This is a genomic window from Desulfovibrio piger (assembly GCF_012843875.1).
Lineage (GTDB): Bacteria > Desulfobacterota > Desulfovibrionia > Desulfovibrionales > Desulfovibrionaceae > Desulfovibrio.
This window is the reverse complement of the sequence record NZ_JABAFY010000052.1, coordinates 1-16,440: the sequence shown is the minus strand read 5'-3', so window position 1 is coordinate 16,440 and position 16,440 is coordinate 1. Positions and strand designations below refer to the sequence as shown.

General features: G+C 53.5%; 20 protein-coding genes. 17 read left to right on the top strand and 3 right to left on the bottom strand.

The genetic code is table 11. The features are described from left to right. The first annotated feature begins 67 nt into the window (after window positions 1-67). The 3 genes from HF854_RS10640 (at window position 68) to HF854_RS10630 (ending at window position 3,714) form a co-directional block, all read left to right on the top strand. Window positions 68-1,750, top strand: coding sequence for a glycosyltransferase family 2 protein (locus HF854_RS10640; RefSeq protein WP_168936262.1), 1,683 nt, complete (start codon window positions 68-70; stop codon window positions 1,748-1,750). Between the two features lie 201 nt (window positions 1,751-1,951). Beyond that, on the top strand, window positions 1,952-2,947 hold the full coding sequence (locus tag HF854_RS10635; RefSeq protein WP_168936261.1) for a nucleotidyltransferase family protein: 996 nt from the start codon (window positions 1,952-1,954) through the stop codon (window positions 2,945-2,947). A 50-nt stretch (window positions 2,948-2,997) separates the two neighbouring features. Then, window positions 2,998-3,714: a hypothetical protein gene (locus HF854_RS10630; RefSeq protein WP_168936260.1), complete on the top strand. Its 717-nt coding sequence runs from the start codon at window positions 2,998-3,000 to the stop codon at window positions 3,712-3,714. Between the two features lie 73 nt (window positions 3,715-3,787). Here the strand turns inward: HF854_RS10630 and HF854_RS10625 are convergent, their stop codons facing one another. Next, on the bottom strand, window positions 3,788-4,072 hold the full coding sequence (locus tag HF854_RS10625; protein ID WP_168936259.1) for a type II toxin-antitoxin system RelE/ParE family toxin: 285 nt from the start codon (window positions 4,070-4,072) through the stop codon (window positions 3,788-3,790). Next, window positions 4,062-4,304 carry a CopG family ribbon-helix-helix protein gene (locus tag HF854_RS10620; protein WP_168936258.1) on the bottom strand — a complete coding sequence of 81 codons (243 nt, stop codon included), beginning with the start codon at window positions 4,302-4,304 and terminating at the stop codon, window positions 4,062-4,064. The genes HF854_RS10625 and HF854_RS10620 overlap by 11 nt, the downstream gene beginning before the upstream one ends. Window positions 4,305-4,534: 230 nt before the next feature. Here HF854_RS10620 and HF854_RS10615 point away from each other — a divergent pair, with 230 nt between their 5' ends. The 4 genes from HF854_RS10615 (at window position 4,535) to HF854_RS10600 (ending at window position 10,219) form a co-directional block, all read left to right on the top strand. After that, window positions 4,535-6,574 (top strand): hypothetical protein, encoded by a 2,040-nt coding sequence (locus HF854_RS10615; RefSeq protein ID WP_168936257.1) that lies wholly within the window; start codon window positions 4,535-4,537, stop codon window positions 6,572-6,574. A gap of 159 nt (window positions 6,575-6,733) precedes the next feature. Further along, entirely contained in the window at window positions 6,734-7,354 is a 621-nt protein-coding gene (locus tag HF854_RS10610; protein ID WP_168936256.1) for an NYN domain-containing protein, read from the top strand. A gap of 159 nt (window positions 7,355-7,513) precedes the next feature. Then, the gene (locus tag HF854_RS10605; protein ID WP_168936255.1) at window positions 7,514-8,884 is read left to right on the top strand and encodes an AAA family ATPase; all 1,371 of its coding nucleotides are present in this window, start codon (window positions 7,514-7,516) and stop codon (window positions 8,882-8,884) included. Window positions 8,885-9,004: 120 nt separating this feature from the next. After that, entirely contained in the window at window positions 9,005-10,219 is a 1,215-nt protein-coding gene (locus HF854_RS10600; RefSeq protein ID WP_168936254.1) for an ATP-binding protein, read from the top strand. Window positions 10,220-10,434: 215 nt separating this feature from the next. Here the strand turns inward: HF854_RS10600 and HF854_RS10595 are convergent, their stop codons facing one another. Beyond that, window positions 10,435-10,590 (bottom strand): hypothetical protein, encoded by a 156-nt coding sequence (locus HF854_RS10595; protein ID WP_168936253.1) that lies wholly within the window; start codon window positions 10,588-10,590, stop codon window positions 10,435-10,437. Between the two features lie 272 nt (window positions 10,591-10,862). On the opposite strand from HF854_RS10595, the gene HF854_RS10590 reads away from it, so the two are divergent. The 10 genes from HF854_RS10590 to HF854_RS10545 all read left to right on the top strand — a co-directional run bounded on the left by HF854_RS10590 (window position 10,863) and on the right by HF854_RS10545 (window position 16,151). Continuing rightward, on the top strand, window positions 10,863-11,927 hold the full coding sequence (locus HF854_RS10590) for a hypothetical protein (protein ID WP_168936252.1): 1,065 nt from the start codon (window positions 10,863-10,865) through the stop codon (window positions 11,925-11,927). Then, on the top strand, window positions 11,927-12,100 hold the full coding sequence (locus tag HF854_RS10585; protein WP_168936251.1) for a hypothetical protein: 174 nt from the start codon (window positions 11,927-11,929) through the stop codon (window positions 12,098-12,100). The genes HF854_RS10590 and HF854_RS10585 overlap by 1 nt, the downstream gene beginning before the upstream one ends. After that, entirely contained in the window at window positions 12,087-12,263 is a 177-nt protein-coding gene (locus HF854_RS10580) for a hypothetical protein (RefSeq protein WP_168936250.1), read from the top strand. The genes HF854_RS10585 and HF854_RS10580 overlap by 14 nt, the downstream gene beginning before the upstream one ends. An 86-nt stretch (window positions 12,264-12,349) precedes the next feature. Beyond that, window positions 12,350-12,538, top strand: a complete 189-nt coding sequence (locus HF854_RS10575; RefSeq protein ID WP_168936249.1) for a hypothetical protein — start codon at window positions 12,350-12,352, stop codon at window positions 12,536-12,538. A 46-nt stretch (window positions 12,539-12,584) separates the two neighbouring features. Beyond that, window positions 12,585-12,986, top strand: coding sequence for a hypothetical protein (locus HF854_RS10570; protein ID WP_168936248.1), 402 nt, complete (start codon window positions 12,585-12,587; stop codon window positions 12,984-12,986). A gap of 18 nt (window positions 12,987-13,004) precedes the next feature. Further along, window positions 13,005-13,943, top strand: coding sequence for a hypothetical protein (locus HF854_RS10565; RefSeq protein WP_168936247.1), 939 nt, complete (start codon window positions 13,005-13,007; stop codon window positions 13,941-13,943). Between the two features lie 78 nt (window positions 13,944-14,021). Then, window positions 14,022-14,297, top strand: a complete 276-nt coding sequence (locus HF854_RS10560) for a hypothetical protein (protein WP_168936246.1) — start codon at window positions 14,022-14,024, stop codon at window positions 14,295-14,297. Between the two features lie 17 nt (window positions 14,298-14,314). Further along, window positions 14,315-14,758 (top strand): hypothetical protein, encoded by a 444-nt coding sequence (locus HF854_RS10555; RefSeq protein ID WP_168936245.1) that lies wholly within the window; start codon window positions 14,315-14,317, stop codon window positions 14,756-14,758. A gap of 13 nt (window positions 14,759-14,771) precedes the next feature. After that, window positions 14,772-15,548 (top strand): hypothetical protein, encoded by a 777-nt coding sequence (locus tag HF854_RS10550; RefSeq protein WP_168936244.1) that lies wholly within the window; start codon window positions 14,772-14,774, stop codon window positions 15,546-15,548. A 3-nt stretch (window positions 15,549-15,551) separates the two neighbouring features. Further along, on the top strand, window positions 15,552-16,151 hold the full coding sequence (locus tag HF854_RS10545; protein ID WP_168936243.1) for a hypothetical protein: 600 nt from the start codon (window positions 15,552-15,554) through the stop codon (window positions 16,149-16,151). The last annotated feature ends 289 nt before the right edge of the window (window positions 16,152-16,440 follow it).

The following is a 16,440-nucleotide window of genomic DNA, read 5'->3' as shown; positions in this document are numbered from 1 at the left end:
TTTACCGCCTTTGTTCATTTGGCATTTTCCATGATTTTACTCAGAAGAGTCATCAAGGAATTATGAAATGACTTCTAATATTTTTTTTAGTATTATTATTGCAACATATAATTGTCCCCATGAGCTAAACAAAACTCTAAATAACTTTTTGCATATAAGCATAAAAGATAAATATGAAATATTAATTCAGGATGGATCTCCATCTATGGATACTGTCGCCGTGGCAGAAAATTATAGTAATCTACCTATAAAAGTTGAGCATTGCCAAGATAGTGGTATTTATGATGCTTGGAACAAGGCATTACAAAGAGCTTCAGGTGAGTGGGTTTTATTTATGGGAGCAGGAGATATATTCTGCCATAAAGACTCTCTCCTCAATGTCATGAAACATCTAGAAAACATCCCTCAAATTTATGACTATTATGCAGTGCCAGTAGAAGTAGTTCTTCCTTCATATGAATTCCTAAATACTATTTCTCCATCTAAAAAACCGACAATTGATCTTAAGGATGGAATGTGTATTCCTCATCAAGGTCTATTTCACAGGAGAAAGCTTTTCAAAAGTAATAACTTTGATATACAATATAAAATTGCAGGAGATTATGAATTTGTTTGTCGGACATTAACAAAAAATAATTTTTTTCCTGCAAAAGAGCCTTGTGTCCGTATGCCTGTTGGAGGAATTAGCTCTTCTCTGAGCTTCATGAGTCAACGAGAAGCAGAATTCATAAAAATTTCCCGTCATTTTTACCCTAAAAAAATTCCAACTAAACTGATATTACGATTTATATTTTGGAAGTGTATCAACACGGTATCGTTTATTTTGGGAAAGGAAAACGCTTGTTTTCTTGCTGATATTCCACGCATACTGCAAAATAAACCTCGATTATGGTCACGGCATCACCCTCCGTCTCCTTTATCTAAACTTTCTCACCCTCCATCTATAGCTATCTGTATCGCAACTATAAATCGGATTACGGAATTAAATAGGCTTCTATATTCTTTAACGCAACAAACTGTTGCAAACTTTCATATCTATCTTGCAGATCAAAATGTTCCCGGCACACTAGATCCTATTCTAAGACGTTATACTGAGCTACCGATAACGCACATTATGCTACCGTCAAAAGGAGTTTCTACTGCGCGAAATGCACTTCTTTCTCTTATCGGAGATAAAGAAATTATTATATTTCCCGATGATGACTGCTGGTATACCCCTGATACACTAGCTCAAGTAGTAGAGGCCTTCCGGCGCCATCCTGAGACCGGGGCCGTCATGGGCAGAAGTTTCAGCCAGCCCTCTGCCGCACCAGCCGTCGGGCAGGACAGCCGGGTCAGCCAGATTGGGACGTTCAAAAACGGGGAGACCTATCTGCAATTCTTCCGGGCCGAAGTCGTAAAAGATCTCCGCTTCGATCCCCGCCTTGGCCCCGGCACAGGCCTGCCCTACGGTTGTGGTGAGGATACGGACTATCTGCTGGAAGCGCACAAGCGCGCTCCTGTCTGGCGCTGTCCGTCCATCAGGGTCTTCCATCCCTCGCCGGATACGCATGTGCCGTCTGATGCCAAGATCGCCAGCTACGCTGCAGGCCGCATGTACCTGCTCAAAAAACATGCCTTCCCGCTCTGGTTCCGCTGTGCCAACGTGCTCTATCCCTTGTGCATGCTGCCTCTGGATGCATTGCGCAAAGGCCGCAAAGCCGCACGGTATCGCTGGCGGATGTTCGTGGAACGGCTCCGACATTTCTGATGCGCCATCAAATAATCAAGAGGGGAGGAGACTCCCCTCTTTTTGTGCCCTTCCCCGCCGTATCCCACACGTCCCCAGACGCACCCTGCACTACGGCCCTGAAACCTCCAAAGCCAAAACGCGCAATATTTCCCCGATTACTATCCCCTACCGATAGCCATCACTCCACAAACAGCTCCACAAACAGCGCGGATGCCACTCATGCCAGATTCGTACACCCACACAACCTCCCTGGATAACCTCAAACACATGCTCGATGGCGACAGACGCATCATGGCCCTTCGCCATCTGGCCAGGACGTCGCCCGACACGGAAGTCTCCGTCGAACCTCTGCCCATCCCCATCCGCAGCAGGATGACAGCCCGTGAGGCCTACGCTCACATGCAGGGAGTAAAGAACACGGACAAGGTCTTCCTCTCGCGAGGTGGCTGGCTGCCAAACTACGGCGATGCCGTGGTGGTGAAGCGTCTCTCTCCAGGAAGTGTGGCCAGAGGAGAGCGCCTGAACAGCATTCCGGAAGAGTATACGACAGGCAGGGCGCTCAGCCTGCGCAACAATGCGGAGATCTTTGTGCCGGACGAAGTCCTGGACGACTTCCGTGCGAAGTATCCGGATATCCGCTTCCGGGGCAGGAGCGCCATCCCCTTGCGCGCGTACGGACTCACGGACAGGATCACCGCTTTGAGAGACAAGCTCATGGAGCGTGCCGGCCTTGGAAAAACAGCTGCGGAGAACGACGTGGCCAGGACTGATGCCCGCTTTCGTCGCATGTTCGGACGCAACGCCCGCATGGTCGGCTCGGAGGCGCTCGGCATCAACGTTCCCGGCAGCAGTGACGTGGATGTCTTCGTCCCTTACAAGCGAGAAGCGGCATATCGCCGCGCTTTGGACAGACTGCCACGGAAATACCCCAACCTGATAATGAACAAAGCCAGTCTGAGGCGAGACGAGAAGAAGACGTTCACCGGCAAAGTGAACGGTCAGGATATGGACGTTGTGCTGGCTTACGGCCCAAAAGCGGAAAAATTCCGCAAGGCGTTCGCAGCCGCCCGCGACAGGCTTACGGACGAAGACAGGCGCAGGATCATCGACAAAAAACGCGCCCTGAAAGAGTCCTGGTTCTTTCCCGAGCTGCGCTACAAGTCGTACAAAAAGAGGTTGGCCGGTGAGCTTGGGTTGAGGGACGCGTATTTCTAATGGCAATCAGACATGTGTCCAAATTACTTAAGAATAGTATAAGGAGTTTTATGATCACAAAAATTGGGGCTTATCTCCAGCAACAAGAAGATAAGACAAAGGACACTGTTGGTCTCGGCCATTTGGCCGCTGGGCTTGGAGGGATGGCAACCTTAGAGGCTTCATCGAGGAAGGTCGCACCTCTGCTGCGGGAAGACAGCGGTAAATTGACAACCCATGAGGCTGACCAGCTCACTAGGATGATGGGTGGAAATAGAAAAATTAGGGTATCTGACCTTTCCGAGTCCCCTTTTTCTTCTCGTGGCCCTCGCTACAGTCCAGATGATCATACAGTGTATGCTGATAAATCAGGATATGCTTTTGCTCATGAAATGGGTCATGCTACGAGTCCACTTGCTCCGAGGAAACATAGGGGCATTCGATTAGGACACGCATTTTTGACGACAGGTGTTAATAACCTTTCTCCCCTTATTAATATAGGGACGACATTGGGACAGCGTGCGTCAGATAATGAAACAACACGAAAAGTGCTTGGTGCTGTGGACACAGCTACACAGGTGGCTACAGCAGCAAACCTGGCTGAGGAAGCCCAGGCATCAATCAGAGCTTTGCGTGCGATAAACAAGCTCAAAGGAAGGGCCGCCGCCCTGCAGGCTGCTCGAATTTATGTCCCGGCGTTTGGTACATACCTTGGTCAGGCTGGCTTTTCACACGGTCTTGTTCCGTGGTTGACGAACAAGGCCTATGATCTGGTTGGTGGTGAGTAGGCGAGGAAGGACTCGATACCGCTCCAAACTGCTTTTCGTTGTCCGGCGTGGTGGCGACCTTTATATATCCGGTCTACCAACTGGCAGGCTGCCTGCGGCTGGTATGAAATATGCGGAGTATTTCCACCACGCCGTTTTTCACACGGTATGGAATGATATAAGGATGCTGTTCCAGCACCAGCTCTCTGGTGCCGAAAACGCGACCGGGGCGGCCAAGTTCGGGAAGCCGGGCAAGGAGCGAAGTCTTCTCGCGAATAAGAGCGTACATGTGAACAGCGGCCTCGCGGTCCCGTTCGGCAACGTAGTTCATTTCGGAATCGAGGTCACGCAGGGCGGCCCGGAGCCATCTAATCCGCATGATAGTTCCACTTTGCATTCATGGCGGCTACCTCATCAGACGTGGCAAAATCGCCGGCATCGGCTTCCTGTACGGCCTTCTGGATAGCGGCAACCTGCCAGGATTCCCGTTCAACAAATTCACGCATAGCCTGATTGATCAGGAAGCTGCGGGTACGGCCAGTAGCCTCTGCGAGGGTGGTGAACTGGCTGAGCAGATCAGAGTCCGTCCTGATAGAGACGACTGAAGACATGGCATCCTCCGTATTTTGATACAGTGTAATACGCTGTATTACACTCCGTCAAGCTGTCTATCGAGCAGCACTAAATTCCTTTGTGGTTTGAGACCTCTCCCCGTTCATGGAGGCTCTGCGCATTATAAACCACGCTCCACCAACTCCCCAATCTTTCCCAGTATCACTGCAACCTCCTGCCGGAACCAGGCGATCCGTAGCCATCCGGGTGCAAACTGGAGCCACCATACATGTACAAGATCATCGACCTCGGACACGAAGTCCCCGAAACAGGCGAATCCCGCGTCAGCCTCATCGACCCGCGCCTTGTCCCGTCCCTCGTCAAAACGGCGTCCAAAACGGCGTCCCAAACGGTGTCCACCGAAATCCAGGAGTTTTGGGATACCATCCCCCAGGATGACCGCTATTCCTGGCTCTGGGTCATCGGCGTGTCGGCTAAAGAATACTACGGCTGCAACAACAACGGGGACGCTTTCACGGAAGAGGACCTGAAGAATACCCACCAGCTCTTCGTCGACAACGCCAACGTCTTCCTGCAGCATGTGAACAAGGACCCGGCCAAAGGCATCGGCAAGCCGGTGTTCTCCTGGTACAATGACGAGATGCATCGCGTGGAACTCATCCTGCGCATCGACAAGAGCAAGCCTGATGCGACCGGCACGGTCCGCAAGATCTCGAACGGCGAGCCGCTCTACGTTTCCATGGGCTGCACGGTGAAATACGACGTCTGCTCCATCTGTGGCAACAAAGCTCCCACCAGGCGTGATTACTGCGACCACCTCCGGTTCAATATGAAGAAGATCCTTCCTGACGGGCGCCAGGTCTACGCGCTCAACCCGGACCCCAAATTCTTCGATATCTCCATCGTGGCCAAACCGGCCGACCCCACGGCCCACACACTGGACAAACGGGCCTCGCTGCGCGGCTCGTGCGAGCCGGGTGACTCCTTCACCTCTTCAGCCGAACTGGGCGAGCGTGCCGAGGATATTTCCCAGAAGCTCGCGGCACTCAAAAAGGTCTCGGACATCATCAAAAAAGTCGAGGGCGTGGTAGCCGATACCAAGCCGGACAAGCCCGGTGACGTGCCTGGTACCGAAAGGGCTTCAGATGCCGAAGGGACCACCGGTAACGATAGCAAACCCGACGCCTCCATCCGGGCCGTGGTCCATATTGCCCGAAACGGGTTCCATAACATGGAATATCCCGAAATGCCGTATGAGCGCCTGTCGTCCATGGGTGTGGGCCCGGCCACGTTCCTTACGGCCCTGCACCATCTTGGGGCTCCGATCAGCCTTGGCGACGCCGCCTGGCTTGCCGGCAGTCGTGTTATGGGCCACTGCCCGTCACATGAAGAAATGGGGCGCATGTTCTCCCTGCTGCCGGACGCCCTCTCCGAACTGTGCGAACGTCCGGCGCTGGTGGACACGCTCCTGCACAAAGTCTTCGCCCCATGCCCTGAGGATGCCGGTTCACCCATCAGGCGCACCCTGGTCATCAAGGTCATGCGCCCTGTGGCCGAAATGCGTATCCGGATGCTCTCACGCATGGCACCGGAAGGGGCCCTGGAAAAGATCGGCGAAGCTTTCGGCCGGCCCCTGGAAGAGCAGATCCACTATGGCCGCACGCTGGCCGAGCGCATCCGCAAGGATTTCGACCCGCGCGCGGAAAACTTCGCCCCTATGACTGTCAGGGATAAACACGGCAATGTGGCCGTCACGGCACCGTACTTTGTCCGCAACACGGCAACGCAAGAGGCTGCCTCCCGTATGGTGGATCTGCCGACAGTCGCCGGTTCCGCGCTCGCCCTCGGCGCCGTCACCGCCGCCCTGGGCGAGCCCACGCTGCTCGGCAAAGTCATGGCCGCTTCCCTGCTTGGCGTCGCCTCCGTCGGTGCTTTCTCCCTGCGAGAAAACAGGGACGACGAGAAGGTGACCACGGAGTCCTGCGAAGAGATCCCCATGACGACCATGGTCGAGAGCTGGAAATTCAAGAAGACGGCGGCCAGCATGCCCCGATTCGGTACGGTGGCCGGCCTCGCCCTGCCTCCGGCGCTGGCGCTGGACTACATGTACAACAAGTGGCGCTACGGCGACATGGCCGATGTGAAGGCCGAGCAGCCCGGCATGGGCGGCATGGCGCTCAAGGCCGGGCGCTTCGTGAAGGAGCATCCGGTACTGACCACGGTCGGTAGCGGATTGCTTGGTTCGCAACTGCTCCGGATGCCGAGGTTCGGGCGGCGCATCGTGCCGCCTGTGGCGCGGCAGGCGTAGGCGTAAGAGCGTGGATTTCAGTGGCAAAGAATCATTGACAACAAACGCTACTGCACATAAATTCTATTCAACCACCTCGCTTCGGCTGGCGCCGGGCGAGCCCCGGCTCCCTGCGGAGCCGGTTTTTTTTTTTTTTTTTTTTTTTTTGAGAGGAATTTTATGGACAGAGTCGCAGCCTTCATAGATGGTTTCAATATGTACCATTCGCTATGTGAGAATGGATGCGATCGATTCAAATGGATAAATTATTGGAACCTTGCAAATGCGTTTGTTATTCAAAGCAGGGAACAACTTGTTAATGTTTTCTACTTTTCAGCACTGACACCGTGGAATCAAGAAAAAATGAACAGACATAAGATGTACATTAGGGCTCTTGAAATGCAAGGTGTAAAAATAATCCTTGGAAAATTCAAGCCTGTTGTAAAAAAATGTCGTGCAGATTGTAGATTATCATATAAAACTTTTGAAGAAAAAGAAACAGATATAAATATAGCTGTAACCATGCTCCTTGAGGCATCAAGGGACACTTTTGATAAAGCTCTACTTTTTAGTGGTGATAGTGATATGATTGCAGGAGTCAGGGCTTTGAAAGAATTTGCTCCACACAAGCATATAAAAGCTGTGATTCCTTATCACAGGTCATCCATTGATCTCGTGAACAATTGTCATTCCATGTCACGTCTCAAAAGAAAACATATTGAAAATAACCAACTACCTGAACGTATTGAACTATGTGCTGGGACTGGTCAATTTTTGGTAAGACCGCCAGAGTGGTCCTGATTTCATAACAGCAAAGACCGCCGGAAAAATCCGGCGGTCTTTTTCATAAGAAATTTTTGATGAAAAACGTCGCAAAAACGGCTTGTACTGACGCGAAAAACGTTACAAAATCCGGGTCATAAAATACGAAAAACGTTACAAAACACCCCGGAGGCGCCTGTGCTCGCGCGTAATTTTTACAATAACCTATTGAAATGGAAGGATAACAAGAACAAAAAAGCGATGCTCGTCACCGGCGCGCGCCAGATCGGCAAAACATCCCTGATTCGCCGCTTCGGCAAGGAACAGTACGAATGCTTTGTCGAGCTGAATTTCATCGAGCTGCCGAAGGCGAAAGAGATCTTCAAGGCGGGCCGCGACGTTGAAAGCGTCATCATGGGCATCACGGCGCTGCTGGGGACGTCCCTGATCCCGGGAAAGACGTTGATCTTTTTCGACGAGATCCAGGAATGTCCTGATGCCAGGACGGCCATCAAATTCCTTGTTGAGGACGGACGCTTCGATTACATCGAGTCCGGCTCGCTCCTTGGAGTGAACAGCGGCGAGACATATTCCTATCCGGTCGGTTTCGAAGAGATCCACAGGATGTTTCCGATGGACCTGGAGGAATTCGCCCTGGCCAACGGCATATCTGAAGACGTGCTCGACCATGTCCGCAGCTCCTTCGAGGAGAGAAAGCCGGTCTCCGCCGGTGTGCACGAGGCCATGTGCCGCCTGTTCAGGCTCTATGTCCTGACCGGAGGCATGCCGGCGGTCGTCCAGGAATTCGTATCCAGCCACGACATACAGAAAGTCGTCTCGCAGCAGCGTGACATCCTCAGCCTGTACCGGCTCGATATCACAAAGTATGCCGGGCGAGACAAAACAAAGGTCCAGGACATCTTTGACAGCATCCCTTCACAGCTGGACGATAAAAACCGGCGTTTCATGCTAGCATCCATCAACAAAGCAGCGCGCTATGCCCGGTACGAAGACAGCTTTGTCTGGCTGCGCGATGCGGGCGTGGCCCTCCCCTGCTACAACGTCTCCGCGCCGTCCATTCCCTTGCGGCTCAACGAACAGCGGACATTGTTCAAGCTCTTCATGGCCGATACCGGATTGCTTTGCGCCGCAGGGATGGACGGTATCCAGTTCAGCATCCTGAATGGAGACCTGAGCATCAACATGGGAAGCATTCTTGAAAATGTCTTTGCCCAGATCTTCGCCGCCAACGGCTTCAAGCTGTGGTACTTCAACAAACAGAAATATGGAGAGCTGGACTTCGTCCTTCAGCCCGGCCGGAAATGCCTTCCTGTGGAGATCAAATCAGGCAAGGATTACCGACGGCACACGGCGCTGGATAACATCCTCAGCGTCAGCGAATGGAAGTTTGAAGAAGCGATCGTGTTCTGCATGGACAATGTCTCCACTGACGGAAAGGTGACCTATCTTCCGTGGTACATGGCCATGTTCCTGAAGACACCACAGCCCGAGTCATACATCGTCGATGCCGACTTCTCGGGCCTGTCGGCCTGCCTGCCTCAAGGCTGAGTCCAAAAACGGAATGCATTCCAATTTTTCTCATATTTTTGAAGAAAATTGGAATGCATTCCAATTTTATTGTTTTTTGCAGGGGAGTGACCTAAAATTTCACCTGCAAGGAGGCCGAATATGGAACACATCAAGCGCCCCGAATATCTGGACTGGCTCATTCGGTGGAAAGATCAGCAGATCATCAAGGTCGTGTCAGGCATCAGGCGCTGCGGCAAGTCCACCCTCTTTGAGATTTTCCAGCAGCACCTGCTGAAAAATGGTGTCGCACCAGAGCAAATCATCAGCATCAATTTCGAAGATATCGAATACGAAGATCTGCACGAATACAGAGCGCTGTACAAGTACATTGTCGACCGCCTCCTCCCGGATAAAATGAACTACATCTTCCTTGATGAAATACAGCACGTCTCCCAGTATCAGAAGGCTGTAGACAGTCTTTTCATCAAGAAAAACTGTGACCTGTACCTCACAGGGTCGAATGCGTATTTCATGTCCGGCGAACTGGCGACATTGCTTACAGGCCGTTATATAGAGATTTCCATGTTGCCGCTTTCCTTCAAGGAATTTTGCGAAGGCCTTGATGGCGAGCATAGTGGCCTTTCAATACAAGAAAAGTTTGAATTATATCTGACGATTGGATCATTTCCCTATACACTTCGTTATCAATCAGCCGTGATGGACGCCCGAAAATACATGCAAGCCATATATGAAGGTATTCTTCTCAACGACATCGTGAAGCGATATCGAATCGCAGATGTGAACATGCTTGAATCGATAACAAAATTCATGATGCATAATATAGGAAACCGTACTTCTCCATCCAAGATAGCCAACACCATGACGTCAAACATGCGCAAAATAGATACGAAGACTGTTGACCATTATTTGCGTGGACTTACTGACAGCCTGATGTTTTATGAAGCACGACGTTACAATATCAAAGGCAAAGAATTCCTTTCCACGATGAACAAATATTATGTGGCTGATGTCGGAATGCGCAATACTCTGGCGAAAGGAAGAGACTCCGACATCGGGCATATTCTTGAAAACATCGTGTATCTCGAACTCAGACGGCGAGGGTTCGAAGTGTACGTCGGGCAGCTTGGACCTGATGTTGAAGTTGATTTCGTGGCGATGAAGGACGGCAAACTTGAATACTATCAGGTATCTGAAACGACTCTTGATGAAAATGTGCTTCGTCGTGAACTCACGCCATTGCAGAAGATAAGGGACAATTATCCGAAATACCTGCTCACACTCGATTCACTGTTCGGCGAGATGGATTACGAAGGGATACAAAAGACAAACGTACTAGGCTGGCTTCTTTCCTGAACAAGAAGCCATGCGCACTACATCATAGTTCTCACAATTTCTGACATTAATATTTATTCATGATACTCCTTATGTCAAGTTAACTGCAAAAGATGACATATATCTGCCCATCACAGGAGCTTTGTGTCATGCTCCCGGATCGGAGCTAAAAAATTTCCCCCAAAAAGCAGGGCGGCATACCCACCAGGTATGCCGCCCTTTTTCAGTGTCTGCCCCTACCGCCACAGATCTCCGTCATCTCCGTCAAAATCCCCCCGCTCTTCCTGCCACTGACGCAGCAGCTCGAGGCCGGTGATAACGACACCGATCAGGATATTGACGAACACCGCTTTTCCATCGGGCGACCAGGTATTGGGGTTGTACCAGCTCATGTTCCACTCTCCGTGATGTTTGAGGTTTCAGGGACATCACGTCTCATTTAGTCATTGCTTTCCTTTGGGCAAGCCTCCTTTACCGCCCGTTCGTGAGCCGGCAGCCTGCGCGGACACTGACATGTCCTTATACCACAAACTGCTTCTTTTTTCGTGACCGGCTTCTTTCCGCTACCGATCCTGAAAGGCTTTTCAGACTGCGCCCAATATTTAGGCAGCTTGCCTGGCTGGCCAGGCTGCCATTCACGAAAATATACCGGAGGAAAAGCCCTGTGGCTGCCCGAAATACACCCAAACTCGCTGATCTTCTCAGGAAGTTCGAAGAGGCCCAGCAAAAAACGGCTGGCGAGCCCGTCCCGACTTCCGGTGATGCCGTACCCCAGGCCGCGCCGGTAACCGAACCAGCTTCCACCGCGCCCACGGCAGAAAAAGTGGCTGCTGCCGAACAGACCAGGGAAGCCGAAAACCAAACCAAGGAAGCCGAAACCCAGGCAGGAGATGCCGCCGGCCAGGTCGTCGACGCCAAAGAGGCGCTCAAGGCCGTGACGGACGAATTCGTTAACGAGCATAACGCCGCGCTGAAGAAGGAAGCCCAAATCTTCGGCGAGCTCTTCGCGGCTTCCTGCATGGAGCAGATGAACAAGGTCGCCGCTCTCCAGCAGGCCGAACAAAATGCTTATGCAACGACGGTGGATGCTCTGTCCGCTGTTAATGAGGCGGAGCTGATGAACAAGACCGCCGCTATCTACGACGAAGCCTACTTCACGACCCTGGCCAAATTCGCCGGTCTGGAGTCCCCCGAAGAACTTCAGTCCATCCTGGCCGGGTCCCCGGAAAGCCTCCCACCCGAGGTGCTGAACGCCGTCATGGCCGCTTCAGGTGATGCGCCCGAAGCTGGAGGCGACGTTGTAACGGGTCCTGAGGCCGGCAATGCGGAAGCTGGCGAAGCCTTGACGGAAGATGCCCCGGATGAGCCTGAAGCTCCCGGGCAAAACACCGTGGTCGATGCCCTTACTGAAGCGGCAAGTGCCGCGAGTACCAATGCCAAGGCCATCAAATCCATCGCTGAAGCCGCGGACGCTCTGGCCGCCGAGGGCGACTACGACGAAGGTGACCACGCTGGTGAAGGCACTTACGACGGTGAAGGCACTTACGATGGTGAAGGCGATTACATGCCCGACGCCGGTGTCATCGATGCGGCCACCGCCCTTGGACTGCCTGCCGAAGCCCCCATCGCCGACAGCTATATCGATGAGGCAGGAAATGTCGATCTGCCCAAGATTGCCGGCCAGGCTTATGACAACGTGATGGCCTATATGGCCAACGGAGTACGCTGATGCCTCTGTCCCCGGATCTCAGGAAGAAGGTGGCAAGCCTGTTGCGTGACGCCGCGACTCCCCTGCGGAAACTTGCCGGGGACATCACGGCCGCTCCCGTGACCGAGCGCGTCCCGAAACCGGTCATCAACATCGCCAACCTGCGGAGCCTGCTGCACCATGACAACCGATGAGCATACCACGGCATCCATGTCAGAGGCTCTCCGGGATCTGGCCAAAGAAATGCGCTCCGTAGCGGTCTCACTGCCGGCTTCTGTGGAAAAAACGGCGGAACAGATCGAACTCGATCCCGAAAAAGTCAGGGATTTCCTCATCTTTTTCGGTGATCGTCGCTAGGGACGCGGACCGTCACCAGATGCATCAAGCGTTCCCTGGATGGTTCCATCTATGGAATCCTGAAAGGCAATCTTACAGGTGAGCAAATGAGTACGCAGACAAATACCACAGCCGACGCCCTGATGGGTCTTGCCGACGCTTTTGAAAAAGTCGCCATGGCCATCGAGGAACAGGAAGCCAACGAGAAGACCGCGGGCTACCAGGGCGACTACGGGAGCCTCGGCGGTTCGGCGATCACCGACGGCGACGCTCTGACGAATTTCCTGCTGAGCTGATACGCCCAGGAAACCGATACACAACAAAACAGACAAGGATATCGACATGTATAACGTTCGCAAAGGCTGGCCTTCCAACGCCGCCATCGACGAAGTCCTGAAGGCGGACACCGGCGCCGTTATCTCCGACGGCATGATCGTCACCGTCACCGACGGCAAGATCAAGCCCGCCAGCTTCACCGCCGCCGCCCAGGCCACCGACCCCATGTGCGCCTTCGTCATCGGCCATGAAAAAGTGCGCGGCACCTACACCGGTCTGATGCACCAGATCGTCATCGAGGTGGACAACGCCCACTACGCCGCCGACACCTACGCCGCCAACGATGCGCTTACCGCCAAGGACGGCAAGTTCGCCAAGGCCTCCGCCGGTGAAAAAGTGCTGGGCCGTGTCCTGCAATACGACGCCACCTCCGGCCTGATGCGTGTCATGTGGCACGAGGCCCGCTAAGGCCAAAGGAGCAACACCATGAATATCGAGACCACCAAAGTGAGCACCGAGCTGATCAACAGCTCGTTCTGCGACAAGGTCTTCAATGGCCAGATCAAGGAGGCCATGGAGAACTCTTCGCTGTATATCCGCCAGAAGCTGTACGAAGACGGCATCCTGCGCCGCCTGTTCGAATCACGCACCGTGACCTCCGACGAGCTGGATCCCATCGTGGAACCCGACGGTGTCAGCACGGACGACCAGCCCTCCATCATCTGTGAAATCGAACCTGATGCCTCCCAGGCCACCTTCGTGCCGTTCAAGGGTACGGGCGAACGCCGTTACTTCAACGGCAAGCGCTTCCGCATCCCCTTCGGCAAGATCGAGGCCGAGCGCATCACCAAGTCCAAGTTCGAGCTGATGACCATCCGCATGCCCATCACCGACTGGCTGAAGGAAAACCAGGTCAAGATGATCCAGGAGGAAGAGGACAGCAAGTTCATCGATACCCTCAACGAGATCGTCGAGGACAACGCCGCCGGCCAGAAGGTCATCGTCACCACCTCGACGGCCGCCAACACCTTCAAGGACGCCTTCGCCGAAGGCATGAAGGCCATGACCCGCCTGCGCCTGCCCCTGGGCAAGGTGCTGATGCACAAGAACACCTACATCGACAGCTTGAAGCTGAAGACCGAGGACATCGGCTTCGCTCCCCAGGAAGCCCGCTTCAACCGCGGTGTCGAAGGTGAAGACACCTTCCTGGGCCTGCCGGTGGTCACCACCATCAAGGACAACCTGGTGAAGGAAAACGAGCTGTTCTTCTTCACGCAGCCGGAGTTCTTCATCAAGTTCTTCTTCCTGCAGGATGCCACCCTGTTCATGAAGACCGAAGCGGACCTGATCCACTTCCACACTTACGAAGCCCCCGGCCTTGGTATCGGCAACACCAGGGGCGTGGTCAAAATCACCCTCGAGTAGCCGCCCCTCCACAGAAACGCCGGCGGGCACTCTCCACCCGCCGGCGTTTCCCAACGCAAAAAAGCAAAGGGAATACCGATGATCGTCAATATCTCCAGCGCCCCCGTCGTGATCGGACGCTTCCGCATCCTTCCCGGTGCCAAGTTCCCCGATGTGCCGAAGACGTCCGAAGAAACGCTGGCCGTGGAAAAGCTTCTGAAGAAAGGCATCCTTAAAGAGACCGCGCCCAAGGAAAGCGGCGCTCCCAAGCCGGCGCAGGCCGCCAGGGCCACTGACAAGGCCCAGGCACCCAAGGCCGAGACCGCAAAGCCTGAAGCACCCAAGGCCGAAGCCGCAAAGTCCGAGAACAAGTAGCCCGACGGGGAATCCTCATGCTGTCTGTTGAAGACATCCGCACATACGCCAAAGACACGCCGGAATACAACGTGCTCCTTGAGGGCGAGTACCAGTCCGTCAAAAAGCTTGTCGAACTGGCCATGAAGCTCACCGTGGGCGACTTCAACATCGTGGCCCCGGTGACGGGCTACACACTTGAGGATTTCCCTTCGGACACCGTCATGCTCTACGGTGTCCTGCATCATCTTGCCAATGGCGAGGCGGAACGCCAGCTCCGCAACCAGGTCACCTACAACGCCCAGGGGCTCAACGCGGGCATCGACGACAAGTTCCCGCAGTACAACCAGCTCGCGCAGTATTACAAAGGCCTCTTCGACCAGAAGCTGCGCGAGTTCAAGATGTACATCAACCAGGAAAAAGCCTGGGGCGGCAGCTTCTCCCCCTACATGGCCATCAACGAATACCGCTTCCGTAACTAGGCCGGTGTGATCAATGGCTGACGATACGCAAAGCGCACCTGTTCTAACCGGCAAAACCAAGCTGGAAAAGCACGCGTCGCAGAAGAACGAACCACAGAAGAGCGAGTCGAAGATGCCTGCGGACGTCTCTCCCATTTTCCGTGACGGCGTGCAGGCGAGCCTCGATTTTGGCGCGGACACGGAACACGATGCTTCCGGCAGCGTCACGTTCGGCCCTGAGCGTGAAGCCGTACCGTTCAATTACGGCCACCACACGAATTACAACTACCTCAAGGGCTACTCGAAAAAGATCCTCAAGGACCTCATCAAGACAGCCCGCATGTACAACGGGCAGCATGCTTCCATCTACAAGGTCGCGGGCGGCGAACGCTGCACGAAATGCACGAACCTGGTGACCGGTGAACGGCTGCTCACGAACTGCCCTGTCTGCCACGGGACAGGATTCCTTAAGAACTGGGAATATCTTGGGGATTTCTGGACGCTGGTCGACTTCGGGCCGGGCTACCGTATCGCGACGCCCTTGGGCAATACGGAAAACCCCAACGGCACCAAGGAACAGATCATCATCCTGGGCGCTCCCATCCTGGAAGACCAGGCCCTCATCATTTTCGAGGAGACCCAGGAAGTCTTCAAGATATACGATGTGGAACCGCATATCGTGGCCATGCGCGGCGACGTCATAGCCCAGATAGCGTCGGCTGCCGCGGTGACCTACGGCAGCGAGGAATACAAGCTCACCAAGTGGCGCAAGCCGGGTCAAGAGCCGGTCAGACCGGTGGACGGAAGGTGACGTATGACGATCAGGCCCATCGGCAATCCCATCATCCCGTATGACACACCGCTCCATGTGGTGGAGCTTTTCCTCCAGATCCTCAAGATCACCTTCGAGGAGCTGCCTGAAGATTATCCCTACCGCTACGTCCGGGACGACTTCGACAAATCGGGCGTCGCCTTCGACGTCGCCCTGAACAAAGACTCGGAAGTCTACGGCAAAAAGCCTCTTGTCGTCGTCTCGCGCGGCATGCAGGGGGCCGGGCCCACCGTCGTCGGCGACCTGGCCCACGTCAATCTGCCGACACATCTCAAAACGGGCTCGAACCTCGTCACGAGCTCCATCAATATCCAGGTGGTCAGCAAGACGAAGGCCGAGGTCGAGATCATAGCCCAGCACATCTTCAGCCTGATGCTCATGTGCCGTACCCATATGCCGAAGCTGCTGGGCATCCACATGGTCGATTCCATCAGCCTGTCTGAAGTGACCAAGATGGAAGATGACGACACGATCTTCCACGCCCAGATGAATTTCAGCTATTCCATCCAGTACAAGTGGACGCAGGAAACGAAGAATGAAGTGCTCAGGGGAATCGCGACGAAGATCTCAGGCCGGGAATAAAAAAGCCAAGCGACGAATCAAAGCGTCTCCTGCTGCTTCCATTTTTTGAAAAAACGCCGGGGGAAGCGCTTTAATTATCAATAAAATATTGACGTTTATACCGTTAAAATGTATTTTATTACTCAAATATTATTATTTGAGGTATGAAATGCATATCCATCCGGCACTCCAGACGCCGTTCTGTTATACCTACTCAAATCTATTCATAACTAGACAAATAGATTCAATGCTAACTTCCTGCTTCATTGAGGCCGGTTTCACTTTCTCCGAAAAGAAAGCCAGAGCCTTC

Coding starts and splice junctions, on each gene's coding strand:
- HF854_RS10595 (WP_168936253.1), bottom strand. CDS start 10,590: ATGAGCTGGTACAACCCCAATACCTGGTCGCCCGATGGAAAAGCGGTG.
- HF854_RS10615 (WP_168936257.1), top strand. CDS start 4,535: ATGTACAAGATCATCGACCTCGGACACGAAGTCCCCGAAACAGGCGAA.
- HF854_RS10625 (WP_168936259.1), bottom strand. CDS start 4,072: ATGCGGATTAGATGGCTCCGGGCCGCCCTGCGTGACCTCGATTCCGAA.
- HF854_RS10600 (WP_168936254.1), top strand. CDS start 9,005: ATGGAACACATCAAGCGCCCCGAATATCTGGACTGGCTCATTCGGTGG.
- HF854_RS10585 (WP_168936251.1), top strand. CDS start 11,927: ATGCCTCTGTCCCCGGATCTCAGGAAGAAGGTGGCAAGCCTGTTGCGT.
- HF854_RS10570 (WP_168936248.1), top strand. CDS start 12,585: ATGTATAACGTTCGCAAAGGCTGGCCTTCCAACGCCGCCATCGACGAA.
- HF854_RS10620 (WP_168936258.1), bottom strand. CDS start 4,304: ATGTCTTCAGTCGTCTCTATCAGGACGGACTCTGATCTGCTCAGCCAG.
- HF854_RS10580 (WP_168936250.1), top strand. CDS start 12,087: ATGACAACCGATGAGCATACCACGGCATCCATGTCAGAGGCTCTCCGG.
- HF854_RS10545 (WP_168936243.1), top strand. CDS start 15,552: ATGACGATCAGGCCCATCGGCAATCCCATCATCCCGTATGACACACCG.
- HF854_RS10560 (WP_168936246.1), top strand. CDS start 14,022: ATGATCGTCAATATCTCCAGCGCCCCCGTCGTGATCGGACGCTTCCGC.
- HF854_RS10550 (WP_168936244.1), top strand. CDS start 14,772: ATGGCTGACGATACGCAAAGCGCACCTGTTCTAACCGGCAAAACCAAG.
- HF854_RS10630 (WP_168936260.1), top strand. CDS start 2,998: ATGATCACAAAAATTGGGGCTTATCTCCAGCAACAAGAAGATAAGACA.
- HF854_RS10565 (WP_168936247.1), top strand. CDS start 13,005: ATGAATATCGAGACCACCAAAGTGAGCACCGAGCTGATCAACAGCTCG.
- HF854_RS10555 (WP_168936245.1), top strand. CDS start 14,315: ATGCTGTCTGTTGAAGACATCCGCACATACGCCAAAGACACGCCGGAA.
- HF854_RS10610 (WP_168936256.1), top strand. CDS start 6,734: ATGGACAGAGTCGCAGCCTTCATAGATGGTTTCAATATGTACCATTCG.
- HF854_RS10640 (WP_168936262.1), top strand. CDS start 68: ATGACTTCTAATATTTTTTTTAGTATTATTATTGCAACATATAATTGT.
- HF854_RS10635 (WP_168936261.1), top strand. CDS start 1,952: ATGCCAGATTCGTACACCCACACAACCTCCCTGGATAACCTCAAACAC.
- HF854_RS10575 (WP_168936249.1), top strand. CDS start 12,350: ATGAGTACGCAGACAAATACCACAGCCGACGCCCTGATGGGTCTTGCC.